The sequence below is a fragment of the Leclercia sp. Colony189 genome (genome assembly GCF_009740165.1).
GTDB lineage: Bacteria > Pseudomonadota > Gammaproteobacteria > Enterobacterales > Enterobacteriaceae > Enterobacter.
On sequence record NZ_CP046557.1, the window covers coordinates 659,419 to 684,331 of the forward strand.

Sequence of the window (24,913 nt, forward strand, 5' to 3'; positions counted from 1 at the left end):
GTAGGAATGGAAACCCTAATAAAGGGAGCTATGTGTCTCTGGAGATTTTATGAATTAAAATTTTATAGAATGATAGTGATGGATGCTAATTAAGTTAGATGCCCTCTCCAGTAAGTATAATCATCTTTCGACAAAGGTATTCGTTGATTTTTAGCTGAGTAATATGAGATATATTAATTGCTATAAAAATTAAAAGTAGCAAAGGTAGTGCGTTTTATTTGAATTAGTCCTGGTGCTCTCGTAACGTTGCAACACCCATCACTACCAGGCCATACAAAAGACAGAGAAGTACGCCAATGGTAGCCAAGTTATAGAGACGGCGTGGGTATTCAGCATCTTCAGCCATTGAAGGCTGACTAATGATCAGCAGATGTTTGAGTTTACGGTAAGCCTCTATTCTGGCTTGCTCCAGGCTTATAAGACCAGTTTTGTAAAGGTCTGCTGCAAGTGTTGCCTGAGTTTGAACATCCATATAACTTGCAGTCACTTCGTTCATCGAATTTTTATTCGCACCGGTCAATCGGCTTTGTTCTTGGGCTAACTGCTGGGTTAAAGCATCAATTCTTGCTTGTACAGAAACTACAGCAGGCGCGGTTTCCTTCATGTAACTTTGCAACTGTTTCAACTGGGCTTGTTGCTGTGCAAGTTGGCCTTCGATCTGGCTTACAACACCCATGCGGGCCGTACTGCTCGATTCTGGACTAATAAGGTGATGGGTGTTTTGAAATTCCAATACTTTGGCTTTTTCGGCCTGTAATCGTTGATAAGCTCGGTCAACCTCTTTCTCGACAAAAGCCAGTTGTTCAACTGCAACCTGATGACCTAGTTTATTTATAAAAGCTTCTGATTCTTTCAACATTAGGCCAACCACGCGCTGGCCATACGCAGGCTCGAACGCCTGTAATTCAATTGTTAAAACACCAGAGATATCATCTAGACGTAATGTCAGATGCTCGCGGTAATAATTAAGAAATTCCTCTTGGCTGGTATCAGATGAAAGGCGAGAAAAGTAGTCAACTTTATGACTCTGATAATGAGCCTTGAGACCAAGTTGTTTATCAAGTTTATTAAGTAGGTCAGCAGACTTAAGGTAATCTTGTATTAATAGCGCATCTTGATGATTGTTACCACCAAGGCCCAGCATCGATAGAGCATCTGGCAGCATTTTTATCTGGTCAGCCTGCTTTACTACTAATTCTGCTCGGCTCACATAGCGATCAGAGGCAATCAATCCAAAATAGATAACGGCGATGGCAAAACAAGCCAATACCCATTGAAAACTGCCAAGTTTAAGGCTTTGCTTCCAGGAACGATGGGCCAAACGGTAGCCGCTGGAGTCAACAATAAAATTTTTGGGCTTAGTTTTTAATTTTTGCAATTTGCGCATCAAGCCGGATGATTTGTTGGAGCGAATTGGTTGAGTCATGTTTTTAGGCTTATTATAGATTTTGATAAATGCGGATGGCATCTTCGATATTGTCAAACATCTCAAGTGTGCTGTTACGCAGCACAATCCCCATATCGCATTGTTGGCGTAAGTTCTTCATGTCGTGCGACACCATTATGAGACTAGCGGTCTCGCGTTTTTGCGTAAATACATCAATACATTTTTGTTTAAAGCGTGCATCACCTACCGAGGTAATTTCATCGGTAAGATAGATATCAAAATCAAAAGCCATACTGACCGCAAAAGAAAATTTAGATTTCATTCCGCTGGAATAAGCTTTAATGGGGAGTTCGAAATGTTGGCCGATTTCTGAGAACTCTTTCACCCACTCTTCAATAGCCAGCGTATCGCGAACGCCATGGATACGGCAGACAAAGCGAGTATTTTCGCGTCCAGTCATGCTACCTTGAAAACCACCGTTAAGAGCTAGAGGCCAAGATACTCGACAATGACGACTAAGCTTGCCCTTGCTAGGCGTATCCATACCGCCCAGCAGGCGCAGCAGGGTAGATTTACCCGCACCATTAGCACCCAAAATACCGATATTACGATCACGGGGTAACGTGATGCTCACGTCACGTAAAACATAGTTACGGCCAAATCTTGTAGGATAATACTTCGATACATTATCTAAAATGATCATTTTAATTTACTTAACTGGCGATAAGGCGGCGATGACTCAGACGATAACAGCTCATCGCAAACGTTAGTATCACTAAAGTTACACCGGTGAAATAAGTCCAACTGGCATTCGGACTCTCATAGCCTGCGATCCAACCTGAACGAATCAACTCAACAGAATGTACAAGTGGATTCCATAAAAACCAATGTTGATATTGTACAGGAATACTTGCAAGGGGGTACATTACGCAGGATACAAACATTATTGGCATCATCATTAGGTTGAGGAATTTATCGGCTTCTTTGAATAAATTACCTAAAACGCAAAACATAATCCCCAGCGAAAATGAAAATATCATTAGTACGAAATAGCCAAGAATAACCTGTAATGGATCGCTGGGGATGGCATCAAAGCCAAACCACAATAATCCTAATACTAAAACGCAACCTACCACCAAACCTATAATAGCCTCCAGAATAAAGCGCGCAATAAAGGTGGCAAATGGTGTGACCTGTCTGTAACAGAACAGTCCCATATTGGCACTAACAGCAGATTTAAGCTGGGTAACCACTTTATTAAAAAACATGAAGGGCAGATAGCCTGCAGTAATGAAAACCTGAGCTGGAACGTCACCAAAACCACTCTGGCTACGCATCCCAAAAACAACACTAAACAGGCTAATCATCAACATTGGGTCAATTAAAGCCCAGGCATACCCCAGCCGGTAACTCCCAAATCGTGTCTTCAGTTCACGGATAAGCAGGCCAAACGTTACATCGCGCAGCACCTGAAACGAGCTGCGGGGCGTTTGGTTGAGAACAGGTTTAAGCATAAGTAGGCCGATATAACAGAACGAGCCCGCCCTTAAGCGAGCCCGTCAGGAGGGTTAGTTCAGAACCACGTTGGCCGCCACGGCAACCTGATAGATGACCTGGGTAATGTCCTTGATGGACTGCATCATTTTGCTGTCGACTTTCGGCATGACCAGAATCTGATCGCCAGGCATCACATCACCGCCGTCTTTAAACTCCATCAGCCCGTTGGCATGTACCACGGCAATACGCTTGTCGTTCGCACGATCGGTAAAGCCGCCCGCCCAGGCCACGTAGTCTTCCAGGGTGGCGCTTTTGTTGAAGACCACCGCCTGCGGCATCATCACTTCGCCACCCACCTGAATCAGGTCGGTCTTGTTCGGGATCACAATCTGGTCGCCCTGTTCCAGCAGGATGTTGGCAATCACGCCTTTATCCGACACCACCACTTTTCCCAGCGGCTGGATCTTGCGGGCTTTTTCCACAAAGCGCATCACCAGCTCGGCTTCTTTGGTGCGAATGGAGGCTTCACCGTCGGAACTGGCTGGCGCGGTAAACACGCTGCGCTCCAGGCGGTTGAGGGAATCTTCCAGCATCTCTTTCTGCCGCGCGGCCACGCTCTTACGCATGATGTAGATCGAGCCGTAATCCGCCATGTTCGGGTCAATCGGAATATGGTTCAGCAGATCGTGCAGACGGGTCTCTTTACGCACGGTGAAGTAAGACGGCCCGCGGTAGCTGCCCATCACCTGCACGTCGTAAACCTGCGCATGCATATCGTCGTTAAACAGCACCTTGTCGCCGTCGCTCAGCTGAATGCGGTCAAAATCTTTGTACGGCATATAGACCGAGAACGGACCGTTAGAGCGATCGCCAATCACCCCCACGTGGCTCACCTTGGCGAGCGGCAGGGCGTAGTTGATCAGCTCAGAGCCCAGCGCGGTGCTGTTCTTTAACTCGAAGCGGAACGGGTTGCGCACTTTACCGGCCACGTTGATCATCGGGCCCTGGGGTTCAACCAGGATCACGTCCTGATCCTTCAGGGACAGCTTCGGCATTTTGCCCTGCTGCATAAACTCGTACAGGTCGATCTGCTGGATGACGTGGTTCTGACGTAACACCTTAATATGGCGGTAGCTGCCGCGATCGGAGTCAATACCGCCTGCGCGTTTCAGGAAATATAAAACGCTATCGGAAGACTGGCCGGCATATTGTCCCGGACGGATCACCGGGCCGGTCACAAATACGCTCACCGGGGTCGAGGTAAGTAAATTTACGTAAACGTTAACGTTATTGGTGAATACTTCGCTGATGTGGCTGGTGACTAAGTTATTGACTTTACTTGCCGCCACGTTTTTGACATTTATTGGGCCGACGTCAGGAATAAAAATATTGCCCTGATTATCCACGGTGACCACGTTGGAGAAATTGACGGCACCCCAGATCCAGATATTCAGCTTATCGCCGGGTGCGATCAGATAATTATCGTTTAACCCGTCGCTGCGCTCGGTTTCATAGCCGCCGGCAAACAGGTTGGCACCGTAAGGCGGGGGCAATCCGGACTCGGATTGCGGGAGGAGTTTACGCACGTCGGACTCGCCCGGCAGTAACATGCCCTGGCGGTTTTGCTGCGCAAAGGTTCCGGTCGTGGAGGAGGTGTTCGCCTGGCCGCTCATCGCCTGTTCGCCGCCGAGTTGCAGTCGGCCATCGCCGGTATCTGCCGGGGTGTTCATGCCAAAGGCCTGAGCATCTTCCTTAGTGGGTGCTGCAAAGGCCGCACAAGAGGCGCAGGCCAGCAGCAGAATGGCACTCAATTGCCGAAATTTCGTAATTTTCACAACATTTCTCTTCAAAATTATTGCACGGCAAGCAGGTTGCTGGCGGAGGCCTGTTCCAGTTGCGGTACCAGATACCAGGTATCACCGTTCTTGCAGGTCACGCCGCGCTGTGACTGGTTGTAGTTCCGGTTACGCAGCAGTTCAATGCATTGCAGACCCAGGGCGGAGATGTAGCGCTGGCCCAGGATATACGTGTAGCCATTGGCGCTAAGAGCAGCGCCCTGAGGCAGGGTGTTCAGAGGTTGTTGCAGGTTGGCGGACATGGTCTGGAGGTCGGTAGAAGCGGCCGGATTAACAAGCGGTCGGGAGGCTTCAACCTGCTTCGGTGAATATGCACAGCCACTCAGCATGAGGGCGAGCGAAATCACCAGAAGGCGAGTTGCGTTCTTCATAGATCAATATTTTCCAACAATCAGTAACTGGAATGCGAAATAAAATGTCGATGGTGATCAACCGCGATTAATAGCCAGGCAGTTGAAATGTCATGCAGGCGCAGGAAAAGCAAAAAACGCAGAAATGAAGCAAGGAAAGCCAGAAAAAAGGGTAGGCTACCGCACGGAAATGGACGATTCCGGTCAAAAGATGCGCAGGAGTTACTGTAATGTCGCAGGGGGACTATTCAGTAAACAACTAATATGGATTTTATTATTCACTAAAATGTTTGTGTGCCGAAGATTACATAATTACGTGGTATCTGTCATTTGAATTTCATTCAAATTTGTCATTAAGCATCATCCGAAAGCGCACAACTATTAAATCTGGTGGGGGTAAGAAAAGCACGGTTAGCTAAAGCAGTATTCCTGCTGGTGATTATTTCTAAGCGAAATTAAATTGGATAAAAAAACGCCAGCTGCGGGTGCGGCTGGCGTGAGGGGGCTTATTAAGCGGTCACTTCTTGTTCAATGAGCACCGGATGAAATCTGCGCTTAAAGTAAATCAGGCCGTGTCCCTCCTGGCTCAGAACGATATTTTTGATCGCCACCAGGTAGACCAGATGGGTGCCGATGGTCTGCACCTGGCTTATCTCACCTTCCAGGCTGGCCAGTGCTCCTTTCAGTAGCGGCTGGTCCAGCTGGCCTTTTTGCCAGCAGGAGAGGGTAAACCGCTCATCCATGGCCATACCGGTCATTCCGGTAAAATGACGCGCCATTAACTCCTGCTCATGGTTGAGCACATTAATGCACAGCTTGCCGTTGCCCTGAAATACCGGGTTCATGGCGCTGTTGGCGTTCAGGCAGACCATCACAGACGGCGGGGTATCCGTGACCGAGCAGACCGCGGTGGCGGTGATGCCGCAGCGTCCGGCGTCGCCATCGGTGGTAATCACATTGACCGCCGCAGAGAGGCTGGCCATCGCGTCGCGAAAACGCAGGCGTTGTTCATCATGTTGCATTTTGACCTCCCGCTGCGTTATTTCAGCAGCTTGTCCAGCAGGTTGATATCGGTGTTGTTGTGCAGGTGCGGAACCGTCCAGCCGTTCTGGTCGTACTCAGACAGGCAGCGGTCAACCATCGCCATCATCTTGTCCATGTTGCCGGAGGACTGCGCCTGACGCAGGCACTGCAGGCGGATTTCATCCTGGCTACCGGAGTAGTTGATCTCATACAGCTCGTGGCGGCCGCCGAACTCGCTGCCGATGGCATCCCACATCAGTTTTAAAATTTTGATGCGCTCCACGTGGTCCATGCCGTTGGAGCCGCGCACGTATTTCGCCAGGTATTTGTCGATCTGCGGGTTGTTCAAATCCCGGGCGCTGGACGGGAGGTAGATCAGGCCGCTGGTCACGTTGCGCTCGATGATGTTTTTGATTTTGGCGTAGGCCATCGGGGCCATCACGCGGTAGGTTTGCAGCGCCGCGTGGTCCGGCAGGTACGCGCCGTTCACCCAGGGAGTGGCTTCCGAGCACATGGAGTCGCTCAGCGCCCAGAACATGTTGCGCCAGGCCACCACTTCACCGAGATCGGCCTGCACGCCGCGGAACTCAGAGGTGCCGGTACACTCGAGCGATTTTTTCAGCAGGGCGGTGATGAAGTCGAGCTTCACCGCCAGGCGCACGCAGGCCTGCAGCGGATACATGCGGGCGAAACCACCCTCCATGGTCCAGCGACGACAGCGGTCGAAATCGCGGTAGATCAGTACGTTCTCCCACGGAATGAGCACGTTATCCATTACCAGAATCGCATCGTTCTCGTCGAAGCGGCTGGTGAGCGGGTAGTCGTAAGGGGAGCCGGTCGCGCCGGCCACCAGCTCGTAGGAGGCGCGGGAGATCAGCTTCACGCCCTCGGCATCCATCGGGGCGACAAACATCAGGGCGAAGTCCGGGTTATCGCCCATCACCTGCGCCGAGCCAAAGCCGATCATGTTGTAGTGGGTCAGCGCCGAGTTGGTGGCGACCACTTTCGCGCCGCTGACGATGATCCCGGCGTCGGTCTCTTTTTCCAGCTTGATGTAGACGTCTTTCACTTCGTCAGCCGGTTTGTGGCGATCGATCGGTGGGTTGACGATGGCGTGGTTAAAGTAGAGGCCGCTCTCCTGAATGCGGGTGTACCAGTTGCGGGCGTTCTGCTCGAACTGACCATAAAAGGCGGGGTTGGCGCCCAGGGCACAGCCGAAGGCTGCTTTGTAATCCGGGGTGCGTCCCATCCAGCCGTAGCTCAGACGTGACCACTCGGCGATGGCATCGCGCTGCTGACGCAGGTCGTTGGCACTTTTCGCGACGCGGAAGAACTTATGGGTGTAGCCGCCGCTGCCGGTATCGGTGTTCCAGCACAGGGCGTCCTGCATATCAGGTTTGTGCAGCGCATCGTACAGCTGTGCGACCGAGGCCGCCGCATTGCGAAACGCCGGATGGGTGGTCACATCTTTCACGCGCTCGCCGTAGATGTAGATCTCCCGGCCATCCTGCAGGCTCTTAAGGTACTCTTCGCCGGTTAACGGGCGGGTAGTGCTGGCGCGGAAATCTTCAGGTTTCATAGGGACCTCATATCGGAATATGGTTGTTAAATTTATGTGTTGTTTTTGTTGCTCAATTGAAGCGTTATGGGAGGGTTCGTGAAGGGACGATTAGGACAACGACGGGTACTTTTCAGGCGGGTTTGAGATTTGTGATCGGGGTGGTTTTTACCGGGGACTCCGGTCTGAACTTTTGTCATTTATTCCTTTGAGAGATAGTTAGCACGAAGAGAAATTCTCGGCTAAATAGCTGTTCCTAATACCGCTACACTTTGGCCTGCCCATGTTTTCCTCCCGGGAACGGGCTGACGGTTTCCATAAAATGGCGAACCTTTTTCAGCAGTTGCTACATGACGCGGCACTGGTGGTTCCGGGTTATCGTGTCGTGCAGCGCCTGCCACAGCCGTTCAACGTGATTCACCCACGGTGAGTACACGGGCTGGTAAATGACCCTGAACTTCGGGTTCTGTTTCAGCCATTTTAGGGTCTGCTGACTTTTATGGGTGATGTAGTTATCGACGATAAGCGTGATCGTTTTCGCCCGCCGGTATGTCGTTTTCAGGTGTTCCAGCAGCACTGATAAACAGTGCTGAGCTTTTGCTGCTACCCCCGACGTAGCTGACTTTGCCTGTTCCACTGTGTAAGGCCCCCGCCAGATAATATTTTTCGTTCTGGCCCGGTGTTACAACGCGCTTCTGCTGACCACGCACTTGCCAATCTGCACCGATTTTGGGGTTGAGGTGGATATCCACTTCGTCCTCGTAAAATACCGGATGGTCCACGCTGCATTTTTGTAGTGCTTCATGGATTGTCGCCATTTTTTCTTCCTTGTGTGGATCCCGTATACGAAAGGTAGGCGCTGCTCTGCGCCAGACAAGCCCGGCTGCTGGTAACCATCTTCTTACCGTAGAGGCATGAAGCTGACAGCCTGTTATCTCGCGGATTTTTATCGTCAGCTGTTCTGTGCTCCAGCGCGAGCGCTGGTAGCCAAAATCGCCAGGCGTGCGCTGGACCAGTTGGCGTAACAATGCACATATTTGTTCAAATGGCCATCGCCGTTGTCGTCCTGAAGGCAGTGATTTCAGGCCTTCCAGACCATATTGAGTCAGCCAGTTAATCCAGCGACCTATAGAAGAGCGGGCACAGCAAAGTGTTGTGGCGACATGGTTGACGCTGTTTCCATCGTGAAGCATCAACATGGCGTTAAGTCTGCGTGCATGATTTTTATCACGTGTTTTATGGATGGATTTCCGCATCAGGCGTCGTTCGTTACGGGGTATTGGTGCTATGATCGGCATCGCTCGGTCCGGTTGGTGATTTGTGATGTATGGCGATTGATCAGATCGCACAATCCGGAGTGAGTTCCCTCACGGTGATCTACTATTTGGAACAGCTATTTAGGGGGCCAAGGGGAAGGATTATGTCGCTGCGGTGGTAGTTACGTTTTAGTTAATCACTACAAAAAAACTGCCAGAAATGGCAGGCGAGATAGGCGAGGAATAAAGAGAGAAAGACGCTGGGGTAAAAACCAGAAAAAGGGCTTGAATCATTTAATTATTTATTAATCCGGTCGCTCGCTTGGCACTGAGGACATCGGTGAGAGTCATTAACAGAGCTTGTTCCTGCCTCGTGGACCCCTTGAGGTCAGTGCAAACCTGTTCTTAGCGTTCCATCGTGTAATGTACCGCATCAGTAAGAGTAATTTCTGCCTCAATAGCCTGAAACCTGAGGATAAATAGCGATATAAACGTAGCCGTAACTGGCTTGAGTATCCGCTATGCAGGTCAGTCTGGCAAAATGAACCGTTACCTGCTGCTGTTTGCGTGGATTTAACTCACCGGAATGCAGAATTGCTTCCAGTTTTCTATAAAGGCGAAAAAGTCTGGTCAATTTTCTGAAGTGGCTCCGGGTTAAAATTTCCTTTTAAACCGGCCCTATCAGCCAAGTAATGCAGCAGGTTCCCTTCCTGAACCAGCCTTGCCCCAAAGCGCAGGATGACATCACTTTGCAGACCCCATTCCTGAAAGATTGAAAACGACATAATCCCTCCTTCATTCATAAGCCGGTATGCTTATAACCAGCCTTGTTCGGCAAAAGAAATAACTTCACTCCCTACTACGATGTGATCCAGTACGCGTACATCTACCAGAGCCAGCGCCTTCACTAACCGCTGAGTAATATGACGGTCAGCCGGGCTGATGTCGGTCGTTCCCGAAGGATGATTGTGCGCGAGAATGACTGCCGCCGCATTGTGGCGCAGGGCAGCTTTCACGACTTCCCGGGGATGCACTTCGGTATGACTGAGTGTGCCTGCAAACAGCGTTTCTTGCTCCAGTAAGCAATGCTGGTTATCGAGATACATCACGATAAAAACCTCCCGCTCTTGGCTGACCATTTTTAATTGCAGCCAGACTTTAGCCATGCAGGCGGAAGTAAATGACTGCCCCGGTTGGCGCAGGTATTTCTCCAGCAGACGCAGCGCGCGATGGATAAGGCGTTGTTCACTGATCGGCAGGCTCGACACGAAAGTCAGTTGAGGCATAGCAGCTCCTTTAATTAAAAAAACCGCTGTTGGTTACAACAGCGGCCTGTATAAGGGAAGAAAGAATCATGAGGTATGTTCGTAGAACTGTTCCTCAACACGGCTCTGAAAAGCTGCATCCGAGCGTGCATACTGTCCAGACAGATCTATGTTCTGCTGTTTTAACAGGCTTTGGTAAGTGCAGGCGTGTAAGCCTTGGTTCACTGCATTACTGCAATGATTAATAAGACTGTATGTAATATAATCGCCGTAACTTCCAGCATGATCGGCAACTGGGATTAATAATGATCTTGTAACCAGAGTAACGCCCGATAATACACGCAATGAAGTGGTTTTATTTTTCATATTCTTAATTTCCGGATTAAATGTGTTAAGTAGCAGGATCGCGATAAATTGTCGTGTTTAAGTCACAACAATGCCAACAATGCCAACAATGCCAACAATGCCAACAATGCCAACAATGCCAACAATGCCAACAATGCCAACAATGCCAACAATGCCAGCAATGCCAACAATGCCAACAATGCCAACAATGCCAACAATGTGCAGAAGGTAGCCAAGGCGTTACTGTTGACCGGTTTTCAGTTATTGACTGGCGCAGTCAATCATTATTTGCACTTCAGGAAGCCAGTTGCAGCATATTCTCGGCCATTATCCACAGGGCGCGATTGAACTTCACGTCTCCATCGATGCCTTTAACTGCCCGGCTATGAGCGCAGCCACCTTTAGCTGTACGTCCCAACAATCCACCCTTAGCCAGGTTTTTCTGAATGTGCTGGAACGTCGTCCACAAATCGTTACTTTCATCCTTCCAGTGACGCGGGGAAAGGATTTGTGATTCGATCACTGACTGGTGTTCTTCTTCAAAACGCCAGGTTAATGCCGCTTTGCTAACGCTTGATGGGCGGGCGGTAATAAGAGCAAAGATTCCATGACATCGCTTTCCTCCTCCACACGGTCAAAGATACCCAGCACTTCATACGCCCCTAAATGACTTTCTGCACCACGTTGCCTTTGTGGGGCACACGTACCTCGCCAAAGTTCTCGTCGCAAATCAAACTATTCTGACAAAATGGCTTGAATAAACCCGACAACATCTGGTGGGGGGCTGACGCCATCATGGCTGTTCAGCAATATGATCTCTGGAACTTGTTTACTGGGAATATATCCTTCACGATGCAGGCGAAGCATATGTTTGTTATGCTCGCGTTTGTCCGGGTTCCGAACACGGGTCTGCCATGCGCAGAAGGACTGAAACCCTTCACTCTTCAGATTATCCAGCAATATAATGGTAGGAATATATGTGTAACGTTCATTAAAGTATTCATGTTTTTCTTCACAGAATACACTCGGCACACAATCATGAGTTCCTCATGGGTTAACGGACGGTCACGGCGAACGAGATTCACCGTCTCAAAGCGGGATGCTAATCGTGACATAATGGGCTCTCTGATAGCGGGTATAGCTTCTGCCAACTGGCAGAAGCTTTAAGAGAGTCAAAAGAAGAAATTCCAGATGCTACGGGCTGTGCTGACTACGGTATCAATGACTTTACGGACAATATGGGTGACCGCGCGGGGAAGCGGATACTCGTCAACGCAGGCACTCAGCGTTTCATCAAGTACATCACCGAAATCCTGACGGGCTTTTTTTAATACGGTTTCGTTACGGTAAAGAGGGTTAACCAGGGAACTGACCGCACTGCTGGAGCGGGCTGGAAGAGAGTTAAACATTGTTTCTACCAGTGTCTGCATTTGCCATCCTGTGTCCGCAGAGACTGCCACGACAGGGAGTGACGGGGCACGGAATAAGCGGCGAATAACGTCAGTTTTATCCTGCATGTTAACTAACTGAGCAGCTGAAGGCGTATTCAACGCACCATTCCATTCACGACAGGGTTCTGTTTTGTCTCCCTGCGAAACGATGACCAGAACCTTATCGTTATGCTGTGTTCCGGGTCGTAAGACGTTATGCCAGAACTCCCCATCGACCGACAGCGCCCGGTCATCTGCCTTAATCAGCCAGAGTATCAAATCCAGCTCAGGCAACACAGACTGATAAAGTGCGCGATATTCTTCATCATATTCCTGACTTTCTCCCACACCAGGCAGATCAATAAGCGTCACAATTCGGTTACCCGCCTTTAAGTGAAAACTCTGGGGTTCACGAGTACATGCCCGGGAATGACCGACTGCCGATACCGGTTTCTGAAACAAGGCATTACACAGGCTGGATTTGCCCGCACCTGTTTTACCCATAATACCAATAACAGGCTGGTAATTAATGACGCTGTCCAGACGCTGTATAATTCCTCGGGCTACAGCAGAGGGCAGGAGTTCAAGGGGGGAGTGTAATAATTTAAGTGCCGATTTTTCGTCCATAGATATCACCTTTGTGAATAGCTAAAAGAAGAGGAATACAGACGTATTCCTCAAAATTCACTTGAGTAATATATAACTGAAAATTATTTAATATTGTCCTTTTGTACTTTTACGCCGTTCATATTCCTCAGCAATAAGGCGATTGATAAAATCATCACGTTTGATACCAGCGTGCATAATCATCTCATCCAGTTTTTCGTTATTTTTCAGGGATAGCAAAAATTTCTTATTAATATTTCCCTTGCCTGCCTTTATTCGGTGTTTATAAGAAGATAGTGCGCTTTTTATCTTTCTCAGAAACAACTCTTTTTTCTCCGGCGTATCCAAGATACAGTCATAAAAACCGGTCAGGCATATCTTCCTGTCTCCATCACTAATCGGCGAAAAGTTCCGAGTGATATTAGCATGTAGTTTTATCGAGTAACGCCAAAGATAATTTATTACCTCTGTACTTTCACTAACAAAGGGGTCAGGTGTATTCCCTTTTCTTTGCCAGTCACCTCTGAATTTGTTCAGTAATTTTCTTTTTTGGTTGCCTGATTCATTCAGAGAATCAAAATGTTCTACCAGAGCTTCGAATCTCCCTCTGTGTTCTGGAAATGCATCACCACGTCTATAACTATAACGAATAATTTGATGCCATAACCACAAACAAATTCGGCTGTCATGTTTTACCCAGTCGAATTCCACCAATGGTAATATCTCATCATTGCAGGCCGCTGTCATTCTAGTTACGAACTCCTCTATATCCTTTTCATCCTTTCTGAAATAATAACCGAGTTCTTTATTAATCCAGTAACACATTTCCTCCACGTTACCTGATTTATCGAGCCATTCAAAGTCATGAAGAAGTCTTATTTCTGTACGAGCCTTTCTTTCCATATAACGAACATAAAACTGGCATTTTCTGACATCTCTTTCCGAGAAGTAATTATAACGGTTCATTAGTATTCATCCAATGTAAGCAATCACACCGTGACTTTACCGTAAATTTTTATGGCTTTATAGTTGTTTTGTCACAAAATTATCGCGATTATGCCGAATTTTTATCGTAACTAATCTGAATATTTGAGCAATACATCGCTATGAAGAACCGGTCTCAATGAGGATAAACAGTACCATTTAACCACACAGCCCTTCGCTTCTACAGTGCGAGCTGCTTTGCCATTGGTACCTAATAAACAAAGGATAAAAAACATATACCGGAATACCACAATACAAAGTGCGGGGCCGTTATGATTAAATAAGGTTATTACTTTTATTGTGATAATTGCTTGTCCCGCGATAAATTTTAATCCACATAAACAAACCCATTCAAACCGATAACAATATCGGTCAAATTAAAAATCACGCCCTCCTCACATGTTCATGAAACGACATTATGAGGAATACAGCATGAGTACACACAGTATCACAAACCCTAATCACCCGACTTATCCTGAACTGGAATGTCAATTACACCATCATGTCGATAATCTATTCAGGCGATATTCAAAGCTTATTCTCTTGAGAATTGACTTTGCTTATCTGAGTCATTTATCTGAATTCATTCATCAGGATATTCATGGGCTGTGCGCCGATATGGTTCAGCTGGAAAGTCGATTAGCCGATATTAACGGAATTGCCGGTTATACTTGGGTGGCAGAGTACGGAACGGACCATCGCTATCATGCTCACTGCGCAATATTTATCAATGGGCAGTTACGTAATAAAGCCTGGGTAGTGTTTGAAGAGGTACAGAAAGAATGGGAGAGAGTCACTGAAAATGAAGGATATGCCCATCGATGTATTCCTCACCGCCATTATAGAGTCAGAAGTGAAGAGATGACGAAGCATGATAATGAAATGGGTGTGAATGCTATGAAATATATTCTCAGCTATATGGCAAAGACTGAGCAAAAGCCTGATGGGATTCATAGCCGATTCAGTTCAATACCCGATAAACCCCGCAGAGGGAGGCCAAGAAAACACGATTGAAAGTCATTAATTCCGGTGAGATGATATCTGATGAGGAGTGACAGTGAGCATAATGGCATTCTGTGTACTGCTATTACTTAGTATAACTGGACAGGTCGTATCATGATATCCGATATTACCTTCCTGACTGCTGACCAACTGGCAATATGAGATTAAAGAATGCTTTGTCGGCCCGGTCGAAAAATATATCCACAAAATGATTCAAGGCGGTCTGTTTCCTAAAACACTCAACCTGAAGAGATGCTCTCTCTCATTTTTGGAAATAACTTCAATAGCAAATAGCTTAATTATACGGATAATTACAAATCACTCGACAGACCGTATAGGCTAAATAGCTGCGTGGAATAGTCGATCACTTTGAGGGAATTCAGCCCGGATTGCGCGATCTGAGCAATCGCTAAATCAAAACAAACCACCAACCGGACTGAGCGATGCCGATCATAGCACCCATATCCCGTACCGAACGACGTCTGATGCAGAAAACTATCCATAAAACGCGTGGCAAGAACCATGCCCGCAGGCTCACCGCCATGCCCGCAGGCTCACCGCCATGCCCGCAGGCTCACCGCCATGCTGATGTTGCACCGGGGTGACCGTGTCAGTGGTGTGGCCAGAACGCTCTTCTGTGCCCGTTCCTCCGTCGGTTGCTGGATTCACTGGCTTACGCTGTCGGGAGCCGACGGTCTCGTCTCTTTACCCGCAGGACGCGTCCCCCGCTGACCGTATTAGCATATCTGCACATTGTTCCGTGAACTGATAAAGCATTCTCCCACTGATTTTGGCTATCAGCGTTCACGCTACAGTAGCGAACTTCCGGCAATAAAAATCAATGAGATAATCGGGTGCCGGTTACATGCCGGAACCATCCGTCACTGGCTGCCATCAGCGGGGCTTGTATGGCGCATAGCGGCACCGACTCTGCGCATCCGTGACTCGCACAAAGATGAAAAGATGGTGACAATCCGCAAAGCGCTGGACGAATGCAGCACAGAGCATCCGGTATTTTATGAAGATGAAGTGGATATCCACCTTAATCCCAAAATCGGTGCCGACTGGCAGTGGCGTGGTCAACAAAAGCGTGTTGTTACACCGAGCAGAATGAAAAATACTACCTGGCCGGAGCGCTGCACAGTGGTACGGGTAAAGTCAGTTACGTCGGTGGCAATAGCAAGAGTTCGGCACTGTTCATCGGCCTGCTGAAGCACCTGAAATCCACTTATCGACGGGCAAAAACCATCACACTTATCGTGGATAACTACATCATTCACAAGAGCCGGGAAACACAGCGCTGGCTGAAAGGTAACCCAAAGTTCAGGGTGATTTATCAGCCGGTCTACTCGCCGTGGGTGAACCACGCAGAGTGTCTATGGCAGGCGCTTCACGACACGATAACCCGTAACCATCAGTGCCGTTCGATGTGGCAGTTACTGAGAAAGGTTCACCATTTTATGAAAACTGTCAGTCCATTCCCGGGAGGTAAACATGGTCTGGCAAAAGTGTAGCGGTATTAGGCGCAGCTATTTAGGCTGTTTCAGGAGAATGAAAATTGAGACACCGGCACCTTCTGCGCCCGGTACCTGCTCGGCGAACAGCCCACTAAGTGGTTAAAAAAGCGCGCAAAATAGGCCGGATCCTTAAAGCCCAGCTGCCAGGCGATCTCATTCACCGCGCTGTCGGAAAAGACCAGCAGCAGCCTGGCTTCCCGCAGCTGGCGGTCGAAGATAAGCCGCTTTGGCGGGCGGTTGGCGAAGCGGCGGCAGATGTCGTTCAGCCGGGATTCAGTGAGGTGCAGCTCGCTGGCGCACTCCGGCACCGTCCAGTGCTGGTGGAAGTGCGCGTCAACCAGCTGAGTAAAGCGCTGAAATAGTTTCAGTTCACCGCGCATGCCGAAGGCCTCGTGATCGTCCAGCGGGGCGTTGCGCAGCAGGGTAAACACCGCCTGCGCCAGCAGCACCAGGGTGTGCTCCCGTCCGGGAAGCTGGGCGGTGGACTCCCGCTCAATCAGCCGCCAGTAGTGGCTGAGCGCCGTCAGCTCCTCCGGTTTATCCGCCAGCGACAGGCAGATGCCCGGCAGCCCGAAGGTCTCCCGGGTGCCGGGGTAGAGCACTTCCAGCAGCGGCCAGATCAGATCTTCATGCTCCGTCAGTACGTGTCCGTCGCTGTCTGATTCGGTATAAAACGCGTGCGGCACCGATGGCGGGGTGCGGACAAACAGCGGGGCCTGCACCGAGTAGCGGTGATCGTCCAGCTGCAGCTCGATCTGCCCGGTATCAAGAAAGTGCATCTGAAAATAGCGGTCGTGGCGATGGGCCTGCATATCGCGGCCAAAAAAGGCCGCCATATGCGCAAAGGACTGGTAATGCACATCGTCCGTACCCAGGCTCTCGTCGTACTCTTTGCTGATGTCGATATTGGTAATCGGGCTCTGGCACATAACCGCTCCTCAGTGGATCTTCTGCGTCGCCATGTCTGGCACGCTTGCACGGCTCTCCTGCCGGGACATCGGAATACGCGTCAGCACCAGCGCACCCACGACCAGCAGCCCGGCGACGAACCACAGCCCGGAGCTGAAGCTGCCGGTGGCATCGCGCAGGATGCCAATCAGCAGCGGACTGACGGCGGAGCCGACGTTGCCGATGGCGTTGATCACCGCCAGCGCCACCGCCCGGGACTGCAGGCTAATAACCTGATCTGGCGTGGTCCAGAAGATCGCCATGGCGGTAAACGATCCGGTTGAGGCCATGATGATGCCAAGCAGCTGGATCAGGCTGTGATCGGTGGCCGAGGCCAGCATCCATCCCGCCGCTGCGAAGAGATACGGCAGGATGGTGTGCTTTTTTCGCTCTTTCAGCCTGTCGGAGCGACGGCTCCACCAGATCATGCCGAGGATGGTGCAAAACTGCGGGATCGCCGCCAGCAGGCCGATCACAATGTTGCTGCTGCCGGTGTTGAAGCTTTACAGGATCTGCGGCGTCCAGATGTTGATCGCGCTCAGCGTATTGGTCAGACAGAAATAGGACAGGGTGTAGAGCAGCACTGCCGGGGTCAGCACTTCACGCAGCGTCGAGCGCGGCGTGGCGGCATGGGCAATGGCGTTCTCCTGCTCGCGGGCGATCATCGCTTTCAGGGTCTGCTTCTCTTCGTCGTCCAGCCAGGTGGCCTGATCCGGCGTGTCGTTCAGGAAGAACCAGGTCACCACCCCAAGCACCACCGACGGCAGCCCTTCCAGCAGGAACAACCACTGCCAGCCCTTCAGGTTCCACAGGCCGTCCATCGCCAGGATGTAGCCGGAGAGGATCGAGCCCAGCATCATCGTCACCGGCATGGCGATCATAAACAGCGCGTTGGCGCGGGCGCGGTGATAGGCGGGGAACCACCAGGTGAGATAGACCAGGATCCCTGGCAGGAAACCGGCTTCGGCAATGCCCACCAGCATACGCAGCACGTAGAGGGTTTCGGGGCTGGTGGCGAACATGGTGCAGGTGGAGGCGATCCCCCACACCACCATGATCCCGGCGATCCAGCGGCGCGCGCCAATCTTCGCCAGCATGATATTGCTGGGGATCCCGCACAGCACGTAGGTGACGTAAAAGAGCGTTGCGGCCAGGCCAAACATGGTGGAGGTGAGGCCCAGATCTTTGCCCATCGTCAGCCCGGCAAAGCCGATATTGATGCGGTCAAGGAACGAGAAGACAAAGAGAATAAAGAGAAACACGATCAAACGACGGAACAGCTTATTAATAACGCGATGTTCAACAGCTTTTTTATTATCAGGGTGCAGGGTAGAGGTCGTCATGTTGCGCTCCACAGTGTCCGTTCAATAGACGGATTTATTGTTATTAACTGACGTAACCGGGTTATCGATAAAGCGTGCCGCCAGCGCCTCGGCGCTGCGGGCGAGCAGGGTGGTGTCGACGCCGACGGCGACAAACAGCGCCCCGAGTTCGAGATAGCGTTTCGCCAGCTGCTCGTTCGCCATCAGGATGCCGGGCGCTTTGCCCGCAGCACGGATCTGCGCGATCGCCTGTTCGATGGCGGCCTGCACCTCCGGATGCTGTGGATTACCAGCAAAGCCCATATCGGCGCTGAGGTCCGCCGGGCCGATAAACACTCCGTCGACGCCCTCCACATCCAGGATCTGCGGCAGGTTTTTCAGCGCTTCGCGGGTTTCAATCTGTACCAGCACGCACATGGCGTCGTTGGCCTGGTGCAGGTAATCCGGGATGCGGTTCCAGCGTGATGCGCGGGCCAGGGCACTGCCGACGCCGCGAATACCCGCCGGCGGGTAGCGGGTTGCGCGTACCGCCAGCCGCGCTTCGTCGGCGTTCTGCACCATCGGCACCAGCAGGGTTTGCGCCCCCACATCCAGCAGCTGTTTGATCTGCACCGGATCGTTCCACGACGGGCGCACCACCGGCTGGCTGGGGTAGGGGGCGATGGCCTGGAGCTGGGTGAGGACGGTCTGCACGCTGTTCGGGGCGTGCTCGCCGTCGATCAGCAGCCAGTTGAAGCCTGCCCCCGCCAGCAGTTCGGCGCTGTAGCTGCTGGTCAGCCCCAGCCATAAGCCGATCTGGGGTTTGCCTGCTTGCAGTGCCGCTTTGAATGCGTTTTCCATGGTCGTCTCCTTACACAAAGCGGCAGCTGATGGAGCCCATGTTGCCGTAGTCCACGTGGAAGGTATCGCCTCTGCTGGCGGGCACCGGGCGGGTAAAGGAGCCGCCGAGGATAATCTGCCCCGGCTCAAGCTGAACGTCGTAAGGGGCAAGTTTGTTAGCCAGCCACGCCACGCCGTTAGCCGGGTGGTTGAGCACGCCCGCGGCGACGCCGGTCTCTTCGATCACGCCGTTGCGATAGAGCAGGGCGGAGATCCAGCGCAGATCCAGCTCGTCCGGGCGGATCGGGCGGCCGCCGAGGATCACGCCGGCGTTGGCGGCGTTATCGGAGATGGTGTCGAACACCTTGCGCGGGCGCTGGGTTTCCGGGTCAACGTTGTGGCAGCGGGCGTCGATCAGCTCCAGCGCGGGGATGACGTAATCCGTGGCGTTGTAGACGTCGAACATCGTGCAGTTCGGGCCGCGCAGCGGTTTTGCCAGCACGAAGGCCAGCTCCACCTCAATGCGTGGGACGATAAAGCGGTCGGTAGGGATATCGCTGCCGTCGTGGAAGAACATGTCGTCCAGCAGGGCGCCGTAGTCCGGCTCGCTGATCTGCGAGCTGGCCTGCATCGCTTTCGAGGTGAGGCCGATCTTGTGGCCTTTCAGGGTGCGGCCTTCGGCGATTTTCAGGCTCACCCATTCGCGCTGGACGGCATAGGCGTCGTCGATGGTGATCTGGGGGTAATCCAGCGAGATCGCACGGATCTGCTCCCGGGTCTGTTCCGCCTGATGCAGGCGATGGGCAATCAGGGTATGGGTCTGTTTGTCGAGCATGGCGATATCCTGTGGCATTGCATTGCCGGGTGGCGCTACGCTTACCCGGCCTACGGTTGATGCTGCTGTTTGCCGGGTGGCGCTGCGCTTACCCGGCCTACGGTTCAGGGTCGTTGTAGGCCCGGTAAGCGAAGCGCCACCGGGCATGAGGGCGCGCTACTTAAACAAGGCGTGCACGTTGTTCTGTTTGAAGTTGAGCGTCGGGTGCAGCTCGTCGAGCTCAAACGACAGCGCCAGGTAGCGGGCGGCCATCAGCTCAGCGAAGTGGTCTTTAATCAACGTAAACAGCATCTCCCCCACCTGCTGACGGCTCTCAAGGCTGCGGCCCGCGCCGATCTTCAGCGTCATATGCACAAAGGCGTAGTCGTGCCTGCCGTCTGCCATCTGCCAGGTGTCCAGCCAGTGCGCGCGGCTGCGGATCCCGCCGAGGGGGAAGATCCCCGTGGCGGCCAGCGCCTCGTTGACTTTGGCGAACAGGCCCGGCAGGTCGGCCTGGTCGCGGATGTTGTCGGTGCATTCAGCAATAAAGTGCGGCATGGGACATCCTTATGCGGGCAGAGGGAAAACAGCGTTAACCTGGCCGGTGCCGGAGCTGGGGAACAGCTCGGTGAGAAACTCCACCTTGCCGTCGTATTTGTCCCAGCCGAGCATGCCCAGCAGCATCACCGTGTCGTGCATGTTGCCTTCGCCGTAGCAGTAGTCGGCGTACTCCGGCAGCATGCTGCAGAATTCTTTAAACTGGCCTTCGCGCCACAGCTTCACCACCCGCTCGTCCATCTGGCGATCAAACTCGCGGGTGTAGCTGTTCATCCCCTCTTCGGCGCGCTGGTCGTCAATAAAGCGGTGCGACAGCGAGCCGCTGGCGAGCACCGCCACGGTGCCGTCATATTTTTCGATGGCGCTGACGATCGCCTCGCCCAGTTTGCGGCTGTCGGCAAAGTCGTGAACCGTGCAGAATGCCGAGATGGAGACCACTTTGAAGTGCTTATCCGCGTTCATGTAGCGCATCGGCACCAGGGTGCCGTACTCCAGCTTCAGGCTCGGGATGTTGTGCGCTTTGGCGCGTACGCCGAGCTTCACCGCTTCGTCGGCAATCAGCTGGCCCAGCGCCGGGTTGCCGTTGTAGTCGTAGGTCATGTCGCGGATAAAGTGCGGCAGCTCATTGCTGGTGTAGACGCCTGAAAAATGGTCCGCACAGTTGATGTGATAGGCGCTGTTCACCAGCCAGTGGGTGTCGAAGACGATAATGGTATCGACGCCCATCTCGCGGCAGCGTCTGCCGATCTCTTTATGTCCGTCGATGGCGCCTTGTCGGCAGCCAAAGTTTTTACCCGGGATCTCAGAGAGATACATCGACGGCACGTGGGTGATTTTTGCGGCTAACGCTAACTTGCCCATTTCATACCCCCCACTTCGGGATCGGATGGTCGCCCATCGAGATACAGACGTTTTTCATCTCGGCGAAGACTTCAAAGCTGTACTCGCCCCCTTCGCGTCCGGTACCGGAGGCCTTCACGCCGCCAAACGGCTGGCGCAGATCGCGCACGTTCTGGGTGTTCACAAACACCATGCCCGCCTCGATATTGCGTGCCAGACGCAGCACCTTGCTGACATCCTGAGTCCAGATGTAGGACGCCAGACCGTACTCCACGTCGTTCGCCAGGCGCAGCCCTTCCGCTTCGTCCTTAAACGGCAGCAGGCAGGCCACCGGCCCAAAGATCTCCTCCTGCGCCACGCGCATGCGGTTATCAACATCCGCCAGCACGGTCGGGCGCAGGAAATTGCCGCCTTTCAGGTGGGCGGGCAGGTCGGTTGGTTTGTCCGGGCCGCCCGCCAGCAGGGTTGCACCCTCTTCAATGCCGAGGCGGATATAGCCGGAGACTTTCTCCCAGTGCTGCTGGCTGATGAGAGCCCCGATCTGGGTGTTCGGATCGGTCGGATCGCCCACCCGCAGGCGGTTGGCGCGCTCGGCGAAGCGTTTGACGAATTCCGGGTAGATGCTCTGCTGGATAAAGATGCGCGAGCCCGCGGTGCAGCGTTCGCCGTTGATGGAGAAGATGGTGAACAGGGCGGCATCCAGGGCGCGTTCGATGTCGGCATCTTCAAACACCAGCACCGGCGATTTGCCCCCCAGCTCCATGGAGTATTTTTTCAGCCCGGCGCTCTGCATGATGCGCCGTCCGGTGGCGGTGCCGCCGGTGAACGACACGGCCCGCACGTCCTGATGGCGTACCAGCGCATCGCCAGCCGTGGCACCGTAGCCCTGCACCACGTTCAGCACCCCCGCCGGAATACCCGCCTCCAGCGCCAGCTCGCCCAGACGGTCGGCGGTCAGCGGGGAGAGTTCAGACATCTTCAGTACCGCGGTATTGCCTAAGGCCAGGCAGGGGGCGACCTTCCAGGTGGCGGTCATAAAGGGCACGTTCCATGGCGAGACCAGGGCGCAGACGCCCACCGGTTGCACGAGGGTGTAATTGAGCATCTTGTCGTCGACCGGGTAGGTTTTGCCGTTCATCTGCTGGCACACCTCGGCGAAGAATTCGAAGTTGTGCGAGGCGCGCGGGATCAGCACGTTTTTAGTCTGGTGGATCGGCAGGCCGGTGTCGGCAGTCTCCATCGCGGCAATTTCCGGCACGTTCTGGTCGATCAGATCGCCCAGGCGACGCATCAGGCGCGCGCGCTCCTTCATCGGCAGGTTGGCCCATTTCGGGAAGGCTTCTTTGGCGGCGGCGACGGCCTGATGAATTTCCGCTTCTCCGCCGGAGGCGACTTCTGCCAGCACCTCGCCGGAGGCCGGGTTGGTGGTGTGGAAATAGTCGTTACCCGCGACGTTCTTACCGTTGATCCAGTGGTTAATCTTTTTCATTATTTGGCCTCCTCGCTGACAATCCGGTTGACCAGACGGCCAACGCCTTCCACTTCCACCACCACTTCATCCCCCGGGCGCACGTCGGCGAGCCCTTTCGGCGTGCCGGTAGCGATCATGTCCCCCGGCTGCAGGGTCATAAATTCACTTAAGTAAGCAATCAGGAACGGGATGCTGAAGATCAGATCCGCCGTGGTCCCTTCCTGACGTAATTCACCGTTGACGAAAGTGCGCAGGGTGAGGTTATGCGGATCGGGAATGGCTGCTTTTGGCACGATGTTGGGGCTGATGGGGGTTAACCCGTCGCGGCTTTTGACCCGCAGGTTGGGGCGATAGTAGTTTTCCAGGTAGTCGCGGATGGCGTAGTCGTTGCAGACCGTATAGCCCGCGACATAGTCCATCGCCTCGGCTTCGCTGACCTTACGCGCGGTTTTGCCGATCACCACCACCAGCTCCGCTTCGTAGTGCATGTACTCAACGTTGTCCGGACGCACCGAAGTCTGGTTGTCACCGTTAAAGGTGTTCGGCGCTTTGATAAACACCAGTGGCTCGGTGGGGGGCTTGAAGTCCAGCTCGCTGGCGTGATCGGCGTAGTTCAGGCCGAGGGCAAACAGCGTGGGGTGAGGGTTTGCACCCTGAGCGATGGCGACATCGCGTTCATTGACCACCGGGTTTTCCAGCGCCGGGAAGCCTTCTGCCAGAATGCGCACGCGGTCGCCTGGCTGGAGCGGCACGCGCGAGTGCGGAGTGCCGAGCAGAATCGCGTCGCCGGGGTTGAGCGTTGCAAACTCACTCAGGGCGCTCAGCAGTTCAGCGGCGTTACGCTGCAAATCGGCGGTGTTCCAGCGGTCTGCTTCGCGACCGTTGATCTCGGTGATGATGGTCAGGTTATCCACGTTGTCGACGGCGGCGAGTTCACCCAGCGGGCAAAATCCATCCCGGGATTTGGCTTTGATTGCCGGGCGGTAGAAGCTCTCTTCCGGCAGGCTCACCTCGTTTGCCAGCGCGTACCCGGCAATGTAGTCGGCGGCCTCTTCCGGGCTGACTTTGCTCGCGGTTTTGCCGACAATCAGCGCCACCGTGGCGCCGCTCAGCACCTGTTCCCCTTCAGGATGCGGAATAGCATCGCCGGCGCGGATCAGAGTGTTGCGCGGTTTGATAAACCAGACGGCGGTTTTCGGTGGCGTGTTGTACGGGGGCTGGTTAAACGCGTCGCGCCAGGCGTCGAGCTGGCTGCGGTGATTGAGTGCCACCGCAAAAACAGTACCTTTCATTACTTTCTCCTCGGGCCCGGGTCGCGGGTTTTGAGTTCATTAATATGTTAATGATTAGTTTTTAGTCCCTCGCTGTCTGTTTGGCAAACAAAAGTGAATATTTTGTGATAGTGATAACAATAAATTTACATTTACGTTTTATTTATTATATATATCAGTGAGTTAATATTTTAATGTGATATCTGTTAGACTTTTCAGTCGCGCCGCTGGTGCGCAGAGAGAGCGTTATGCATTGATTGTTTCGTTATTAATGATGTTGAGGTGGGAGCGCCATGCACGATTCGTTAACTATCGCACTACTCCAGGCGCGGGAAACCGCGATGACCTTTTTTCGCCCGATTATCAAGCAGCAGAATCTGACGGAGCAGCAGTGGCGGATCGTGCGCGTGCTGGCGGAGCATCCGTCGATGGATTTTCATGACCTGGCCTTCCGCACCTGTATTCTGCGCCCGAGCCTGACCGGGATCCTGACGCGTATGGAGCGCGACGGGCTGGTGCTGCGCTTAAAGCCGCTCAACGACCAGCGCAAGCTCTATGTCTCCCTCACCAAAGAGGGGAACGCCCTGTATGAACGCGCCCAGGCGCAGGTGGAAGAGGCCTATCAGCAGATTGAGGCGCGGTACACGCCGGAAAAAATGCAGCAGCTGACGGCGCTGCTACAGGAGTTTATTGCGCTGGGCGATGGGCAGGTTAACAGCCAGGAAGAGGAGTAGATCGCTTCGGTCATCAACACAATTTCCGTAAAGTTTTCCCATTCCAGGCCGAAAATTCTG

The 24,913-nt window shown here is 52.7% G+C and carries 21 protein-coding genes and 5 pseudogenes; 4 read left to right on the forward strand and 22 right to left on the reverse strand.

Annotation, left to right across the window (positions count from 1 at the left end):
- Positions 1–223 precede the first annotated feature (223 nt).
- From GNG29_RS03140 to GNG29_RS03190, 11 genes and pseudogenes are all read right to left on the reverse strand, one after another.
- Positions 224–1,426, reverse strand: coding sequence for a sugar transporter (locus GNG29_RS03140; RefSeq protein WP_156653863.1), 1,203 nt, complete (start codon positions 1,424–1,426; stop codon positions 224–226).
- Between the two features lie 13 nt (positions 1,427–1,439).
- Positions 1,440–2,090: an ABC transporter ATP-binding protein gene (locus GNG29_RS03145; RefSeq protein ID WP_156653864.1), complete on the reverse strand. Its 651-nt coding sequence runs from the start codon at positions 2,088–2,090 to the stop codon at positions 1,440–1,442.
- Between the two features lie 10 nt (positions 2,091–2,100).
- Positions 2,101–2,901 carry an ABC transporter permease gene (locus GNG29_RS03150; RefSeq protein WP_156653865.1) on the reverse strand — a complete coding sequence of 267 codons (801 nt, stop codon included), beginning with the start codon at positions 2,899–2,901 and terminating at the stop codon, positions 2,101–2,103.
- A 54-nt stretch (positions 2,902–2,955) separates the two neighbouring features.
- The gene (locus tag GNG29_RS03155) at positions 2,956–4,719 is read right to left on the reverse strand and encodes a polysaccharide biosynthesis/export family protein (protein WP_156653866.1); all 1,764 of its coding nucleotides are present in this window, start codon (positions 4,717–4,719) and stop codon (positions 2,956–2,958) included.
- 17 nt (positions 4,720–4,736) lie between these two features.
- Complete coding sequence (locus GNG29_RS03160; RefSeq protein WP_156653867.1) at positions 4,737–5,111, reverse strand: hypothetical protein; 375 nt, start codon at positions 5,109–5,111, stop codon at positions 4,737–4,739.
- A gap of 488 nt (positions 5,112–5,599) precedes the next feature.
- On the reverse strand, positions 5,600–6,112 hold the full coding sequence (locus GNG29_RS03165) for a 4-hydroxyphenylacetate 3-monooxygenase reductase subunit (RefSeq protein ID WP_156653868.1): 513 nt from the start codon (positions 6,110–6,112) through the stop codon (positions 5,600–5,602).
- A 17-nt stretch (positions 6,113–6,129) separates the two neighbouring features.
- Positions 6,130–7,692, reverse strand: a complete 1,563-nt coding sequence (gene hpaB / locus GNG29_RS03170) for a 4-hydroxyphenylacetate 3-monooxygenase, oxygenase component (RefSeq protein ID WP_156653869.1) — start codon at positions 7,690–7,692, stop codon at positions 6,130–6,132.
- 244 nt (positions 7,693–7,936) lie between these two features.
- Positions 7,937–8,969: pseudogene (locus GNG29_RS03175) on the reverse strand (IS630 family transposase).
- A 412-nt stretch (positions 8,970–9,381) separates the two neighbouring features.
- A pseudogene (locus GNG29_RS03180) lies at positions 9,382–9,712 on the reverse strand (type IV toxin-antitoxin system YeeU family antitoxin).
- A 30-nt stretch (positions 9,713–9,742) separates the two neighbouring features.
- Positions 9,743–10,213 (reverse strand): RadC family protein, encoded by a 471-nt coding sequence (gene radC / locus GNG29_RS03185; protein WP_114315966.1) that lies wholly within the window; start codon positions 10,211–10,213, stop codon positions 9,743–9,745.
- Positions 10,214–10,279: 66 nt separating this feature from the next.
- Positions 10,280–10,558 (reverse strand): hypothetical protein, encoded by a 279-nt coding sequence (locus tag GNG29_RS03190; RefSeq protein ID WP_156653870.1) that lies wholly within the window; start codon positions 10,556–10,558, stop codon positions 10,280–10,282.
- A gap of 48 nt (positions 10,559–10,606) precedes the next feature.
- On the opposite strand from GNG29_RS03190, the gene GNG29_RS03195 reads away from it, so the two are divergent.
- Positions 10,607–10,885, forward strand: a complete 279-nt coding sequence (locus GNG29_RS03195) for a hypothetical protein (RefSeq protein ID WP_156653871.1) — start codon at positions 10,607–10,609, stop codon at positions 10,883–10,885.
- Here GNG29_RS03195 and GNG29_RS03200 read toward each other — a convergent pair.
- From GNG29_RS03200 to GNG29_RS03210, 3 genes and pseudogenes are all read right to left on the reverse strand, one after another.
- A pseudogene (locus GNG29_RS03200) lies at positions 10,833–11,652 on the reverse strand (DUF932 domain-containing protein). The gene GNG29_RS03195 and the pseudogene GNG29_RS03200 overlap by 53 nt on opposite strands.
- 57 nt (positions 11,653–11,709) lie before the next feature.
- Positions 11,710–12,594 carry a GTPase family protein gene (locus tag GNG29_RS03205; RefSeq protein ID WP_156653872.1) on the reverse strand — a complete coding sequence of 295 codons (885 nt, stop codon included), beginning with the start codon at positions 12,592–12,594 and terminating at the stop codon, positions 11,710–11,712.
- 87 nt (positions 12,595–12,681) lie between these two features.
- Positions 12,682–13,539: a hypothetical protein gene (locus tag GNG29_RS03210; RefSeq protein WP_156653873.1), complete on the reverse strand. Its 858-nt coding sequence runs from the start codon at positions 13,537–13,539 to the stop codon at positions 12,682–12,684.
- Positions 13,540–13,989: 450 nt separating this feature from the next.
- Between GNG29_RS03210 and GNG29_RS03215 the strand changes: the two genes are divergently transcribed.
- Positions 13,990–14,571, forward strand: coding sequence for an inovirus-type Gp2 protein (locus GNG29_RS03215; RefSeq protein ID WP_164529639.1), 582 nt, complete (start codon positions 13,990–13,992; stop codon positions 14,569–14,571).
- 431 nt (positions 14,572–15,002) lie between these two features.
- Positions 15,003–16,073: pseudogene (locus GNG29_RS03220) on the forward strand (IS630 family transposase).
- A gap of 29 nt (positions 16,074–16,102) precedes the next feature.
- Here the strand turns inward: GNG29_RS03220 and hpaA are convergent.
- From hpaA to hpaG, 8 genes and pseudogenes are all read right to left on the reverse strand, one after another.
- Positions 16,103–17,005 (reverse strand): 4-hydroxyphenylacetate catabolism regulatory protein HpaA, encoded by a 903-nt coding sequence (hpaA, locus tag GNG29_RS03225; protein ID WP_156653874.1) that lies wholly within the window; start codon positions 17,003–17,005, stop codon positions 16,103–16,105.
- A gap of 9 nt (positions 17,006–17,014) precedes the next feature.
- Positions 17,015–18,367 (reverse strand): annotated as a pseudogene (gene hpaX, locus GNG29_RS03230) (4-hydroxyphenylacetate permease).
- Positions 18,368–18,388: 21 nt separating this feature from the next.
- Positions 18,389–19,186: a 4-hydroxy-2-oxoheptanedioate aldolase gene (gene hpaI / locus GNG29_RS03235; RefSeq protein ID WP_156653875.1), complete on the reverse strand. Its 798-nt coding sequence runs from the start codon at positions 19,184–19,186 to the stop codon at positions 18,389–18,391.
- 10 nt (positions 19,187–19,196) lie between these two features.
- Positions 19,197–20,000, reverse strand: a complete 804-nt coding sequence (gene hpaH / locus GNG29_RS03240; protein ID WP_197431843.1) for a 2-oxo-hept-4-ene-1,7-dioate hydratase — start codon at positions 19,998–20,000, stop codon at positions 19,197–19,199.
- 156 nt (positions 20,001–20,156) lie between these two features.
- Entirely contained in the window at positions 20,157–20,537 is a 381-nt protein-coding gene (locus tag GNG29_RS03245) for a 5-carboxymethyl-2-hydroxymuconate Delta-isomerase (protein WP_156653877.1), read from the reverse strand.
- Positions 20,538–20,546: 9 nt separating this feature from the next.
- Positions 20,547–21,398: a 3,4-dihydroxyphenylacetate 2,3-dioxygenase gene (gene hpaD / locus GNG29_RS03250; protein ID WP_156653878.1), complete on the reverse strand. Its 852-nt coding sequence runs from the start codon at positions 21,396–21,398 to the stop codon at positions 20,547–20,549.
- A 1-nt stretch (position 21,399) separates the two neighbouring features.
- The gene (gene hpaE / locus GNG29_RS03255) at positions 21,400–22,866 is read right to left on the reverse strand and encodes a 5-carboxymethyl-2-hydroxymuconate semialdehyde dehydrogenase (protein WP_156653879.1); all 1,467 of its coding nucleotides are present in this window, start codon (positions 22,864–22,866) and stop codon (positions 21,400–21,402) included.
- Entirely contained in the window at positions 22,866–24,140 is a 1,275-nt protein-coding gene (gene hpaG / locus GNG29_RS03260; RefSeq protein WP_156653880.1) for a 4-hydroxyphenylacetate degradation bifunctional isomerase/decarboxylase, read from the reverse strand. Before hpaG ends, hpaE begins: the two co-directional genes overlap by 1 nt.
- Positions 24,141–24,412: 272 nt before the next feature.
- On the opposite strand from hpaG, the gene hpaR reads away from it, so the two are divergent.
- Entirely contained in the window at positions 24,413–24,853 is a 441-nt protein-coding gene (gene hpaR, locus GNG29_RS03265) for a homoprotocatechuate degradation operon regulator HpaR (protein WP_103178148.1), read from the forward strand.
- Positions 24,854–24,913: the final 60 nt, after the last annotated feature.

Bases quoted from the DNA above. Each gene is read 5' to 3' on its own strand.
- GNG29_RS03140 (WP_156653863.1), bottom strand. From the start codon at position 1,426: ATGACTCAACCAATTCGCTCCAACAAATCATCCGGCTTGATGCGCAAA.
- GNG29_RS03145 (WP_156653864.1), bottom strand. From the start codon at position 2,090: ATGATCATTTTAGATAATGTATCGAAGTATTATCCTACAAGATTTGGC.
- GNG29_RS03150 (WP_156653865.1), bottom strand. From the start codon at position 2,901: ATGCTTAAACCTGTTCTCAACCAAACGCCCCGCAGCTCGTTTCAGGTG.
- GNG29_RS03160 (WP_156653867.1), bottom strand. From the start codon at position 5,111: ATGAAGAACGCAACTCGCCTTCTGGTGATTTCGCTCGCCCTCATGCTG.
- GNG29_RS03165 (WP_156653868.1), bottom strand. From the start codon at position 6,112: ATGCAACATGATGAACAACGCCTGCGTTTTCGCGACGCGATGGCCAGC.
- hpaB (WP_156653869.1), bottom strand. From the start codon at position 7,692: ATGAAACCTGAAGATTTCCGCGCCAGCACTACCCGCCCGTTAACCGGC.
- radC (WP_114315966.1), bottom strand. From the start codon at position 10,213: ATGCCTCAACTGACTTTCGTGTCGAGCCTGCCGATCAGTGAACAACGC.
- GNG29_RS03190 (WP_156653870.1), bottom strand. From the start codon at position 10,558: ATGAAAAATAAAACCACTTCATTGCGTGTATTATCGGGCGTTACTCTG.
- GNG29_RS03205 (WP_156653872.1), bottom strand. From the start codon at position 12,594: ATGGACGAAAAATCGGCACTTAAATTATTACACTCCCCCCTTGAACTC.
- GNG29_RS03210 (WP_156653873.1), bottom strand. From the start codon at position 13,539: ATGAACCGTTATAATTACTTCTCGGAAAGAGATGTCAGAAAATGCCAG.
- GNG29_RS03215 (WP_164529639.1), top strand. From the start codon at position 13,990: ATGAGTACACACAGTATCACAAACCCTAATCACCCGACTTATCCTGAA.
- hpaA (WP_156653874.1), bottom strand. From the start codon at position 17,005: ATGTGCCAGAGCCCGATTACCAATATCGACATCAGCAAAGAGTACGAC.
- hpaI (WP_156653875.1), bottom strand. From the start codon at position 19,186: ATGGAAAACGCATTCAAAGCGGCACTGCAAGCAGGCAAACCCCAGATC.
- hpaH (WP_197431843.1), bottom strand. From the start codon at position 20,000: ATGCTCGACAAACAGACCCATACCCTGATTGCCCATCGCCTGCATCAG.
- GNG29_RS03245 (WP_156653877.1), bottom strand. From the start codon at position 20,537: ATGCCGCACTTTATTGCTGAATGCACCGACAACATCCGCGACCAGGCC.
- hpaD (WP_156653878.1), bottom strand. From the start codon at position 21,398: ATGGGCAAGTTAGCGTTAGCCGCAAAAATCACCCACGTGCCGTCGATG.
- hpaE (WP_156653879.1), bottom strand. From the start codon at position 22,866: ATGAAAAAGATTAACCACTGGATCAACGGTAAGAACGTCGCGGGTAAC.
- hpaG (WP_156653880.1), bottom strand. From the start codon at position 24,140: ATGAAAGGTACTGTTTTTGCGGTGGCACTCAATCACCGCAGCCAGCTC.
- hpaR (WP_103178148.1), top strand. From the start codon at position 24,413: ATGCACGATTCGTTAACTATCGCACTACTCCAGGCGCGGGAAACCGCG.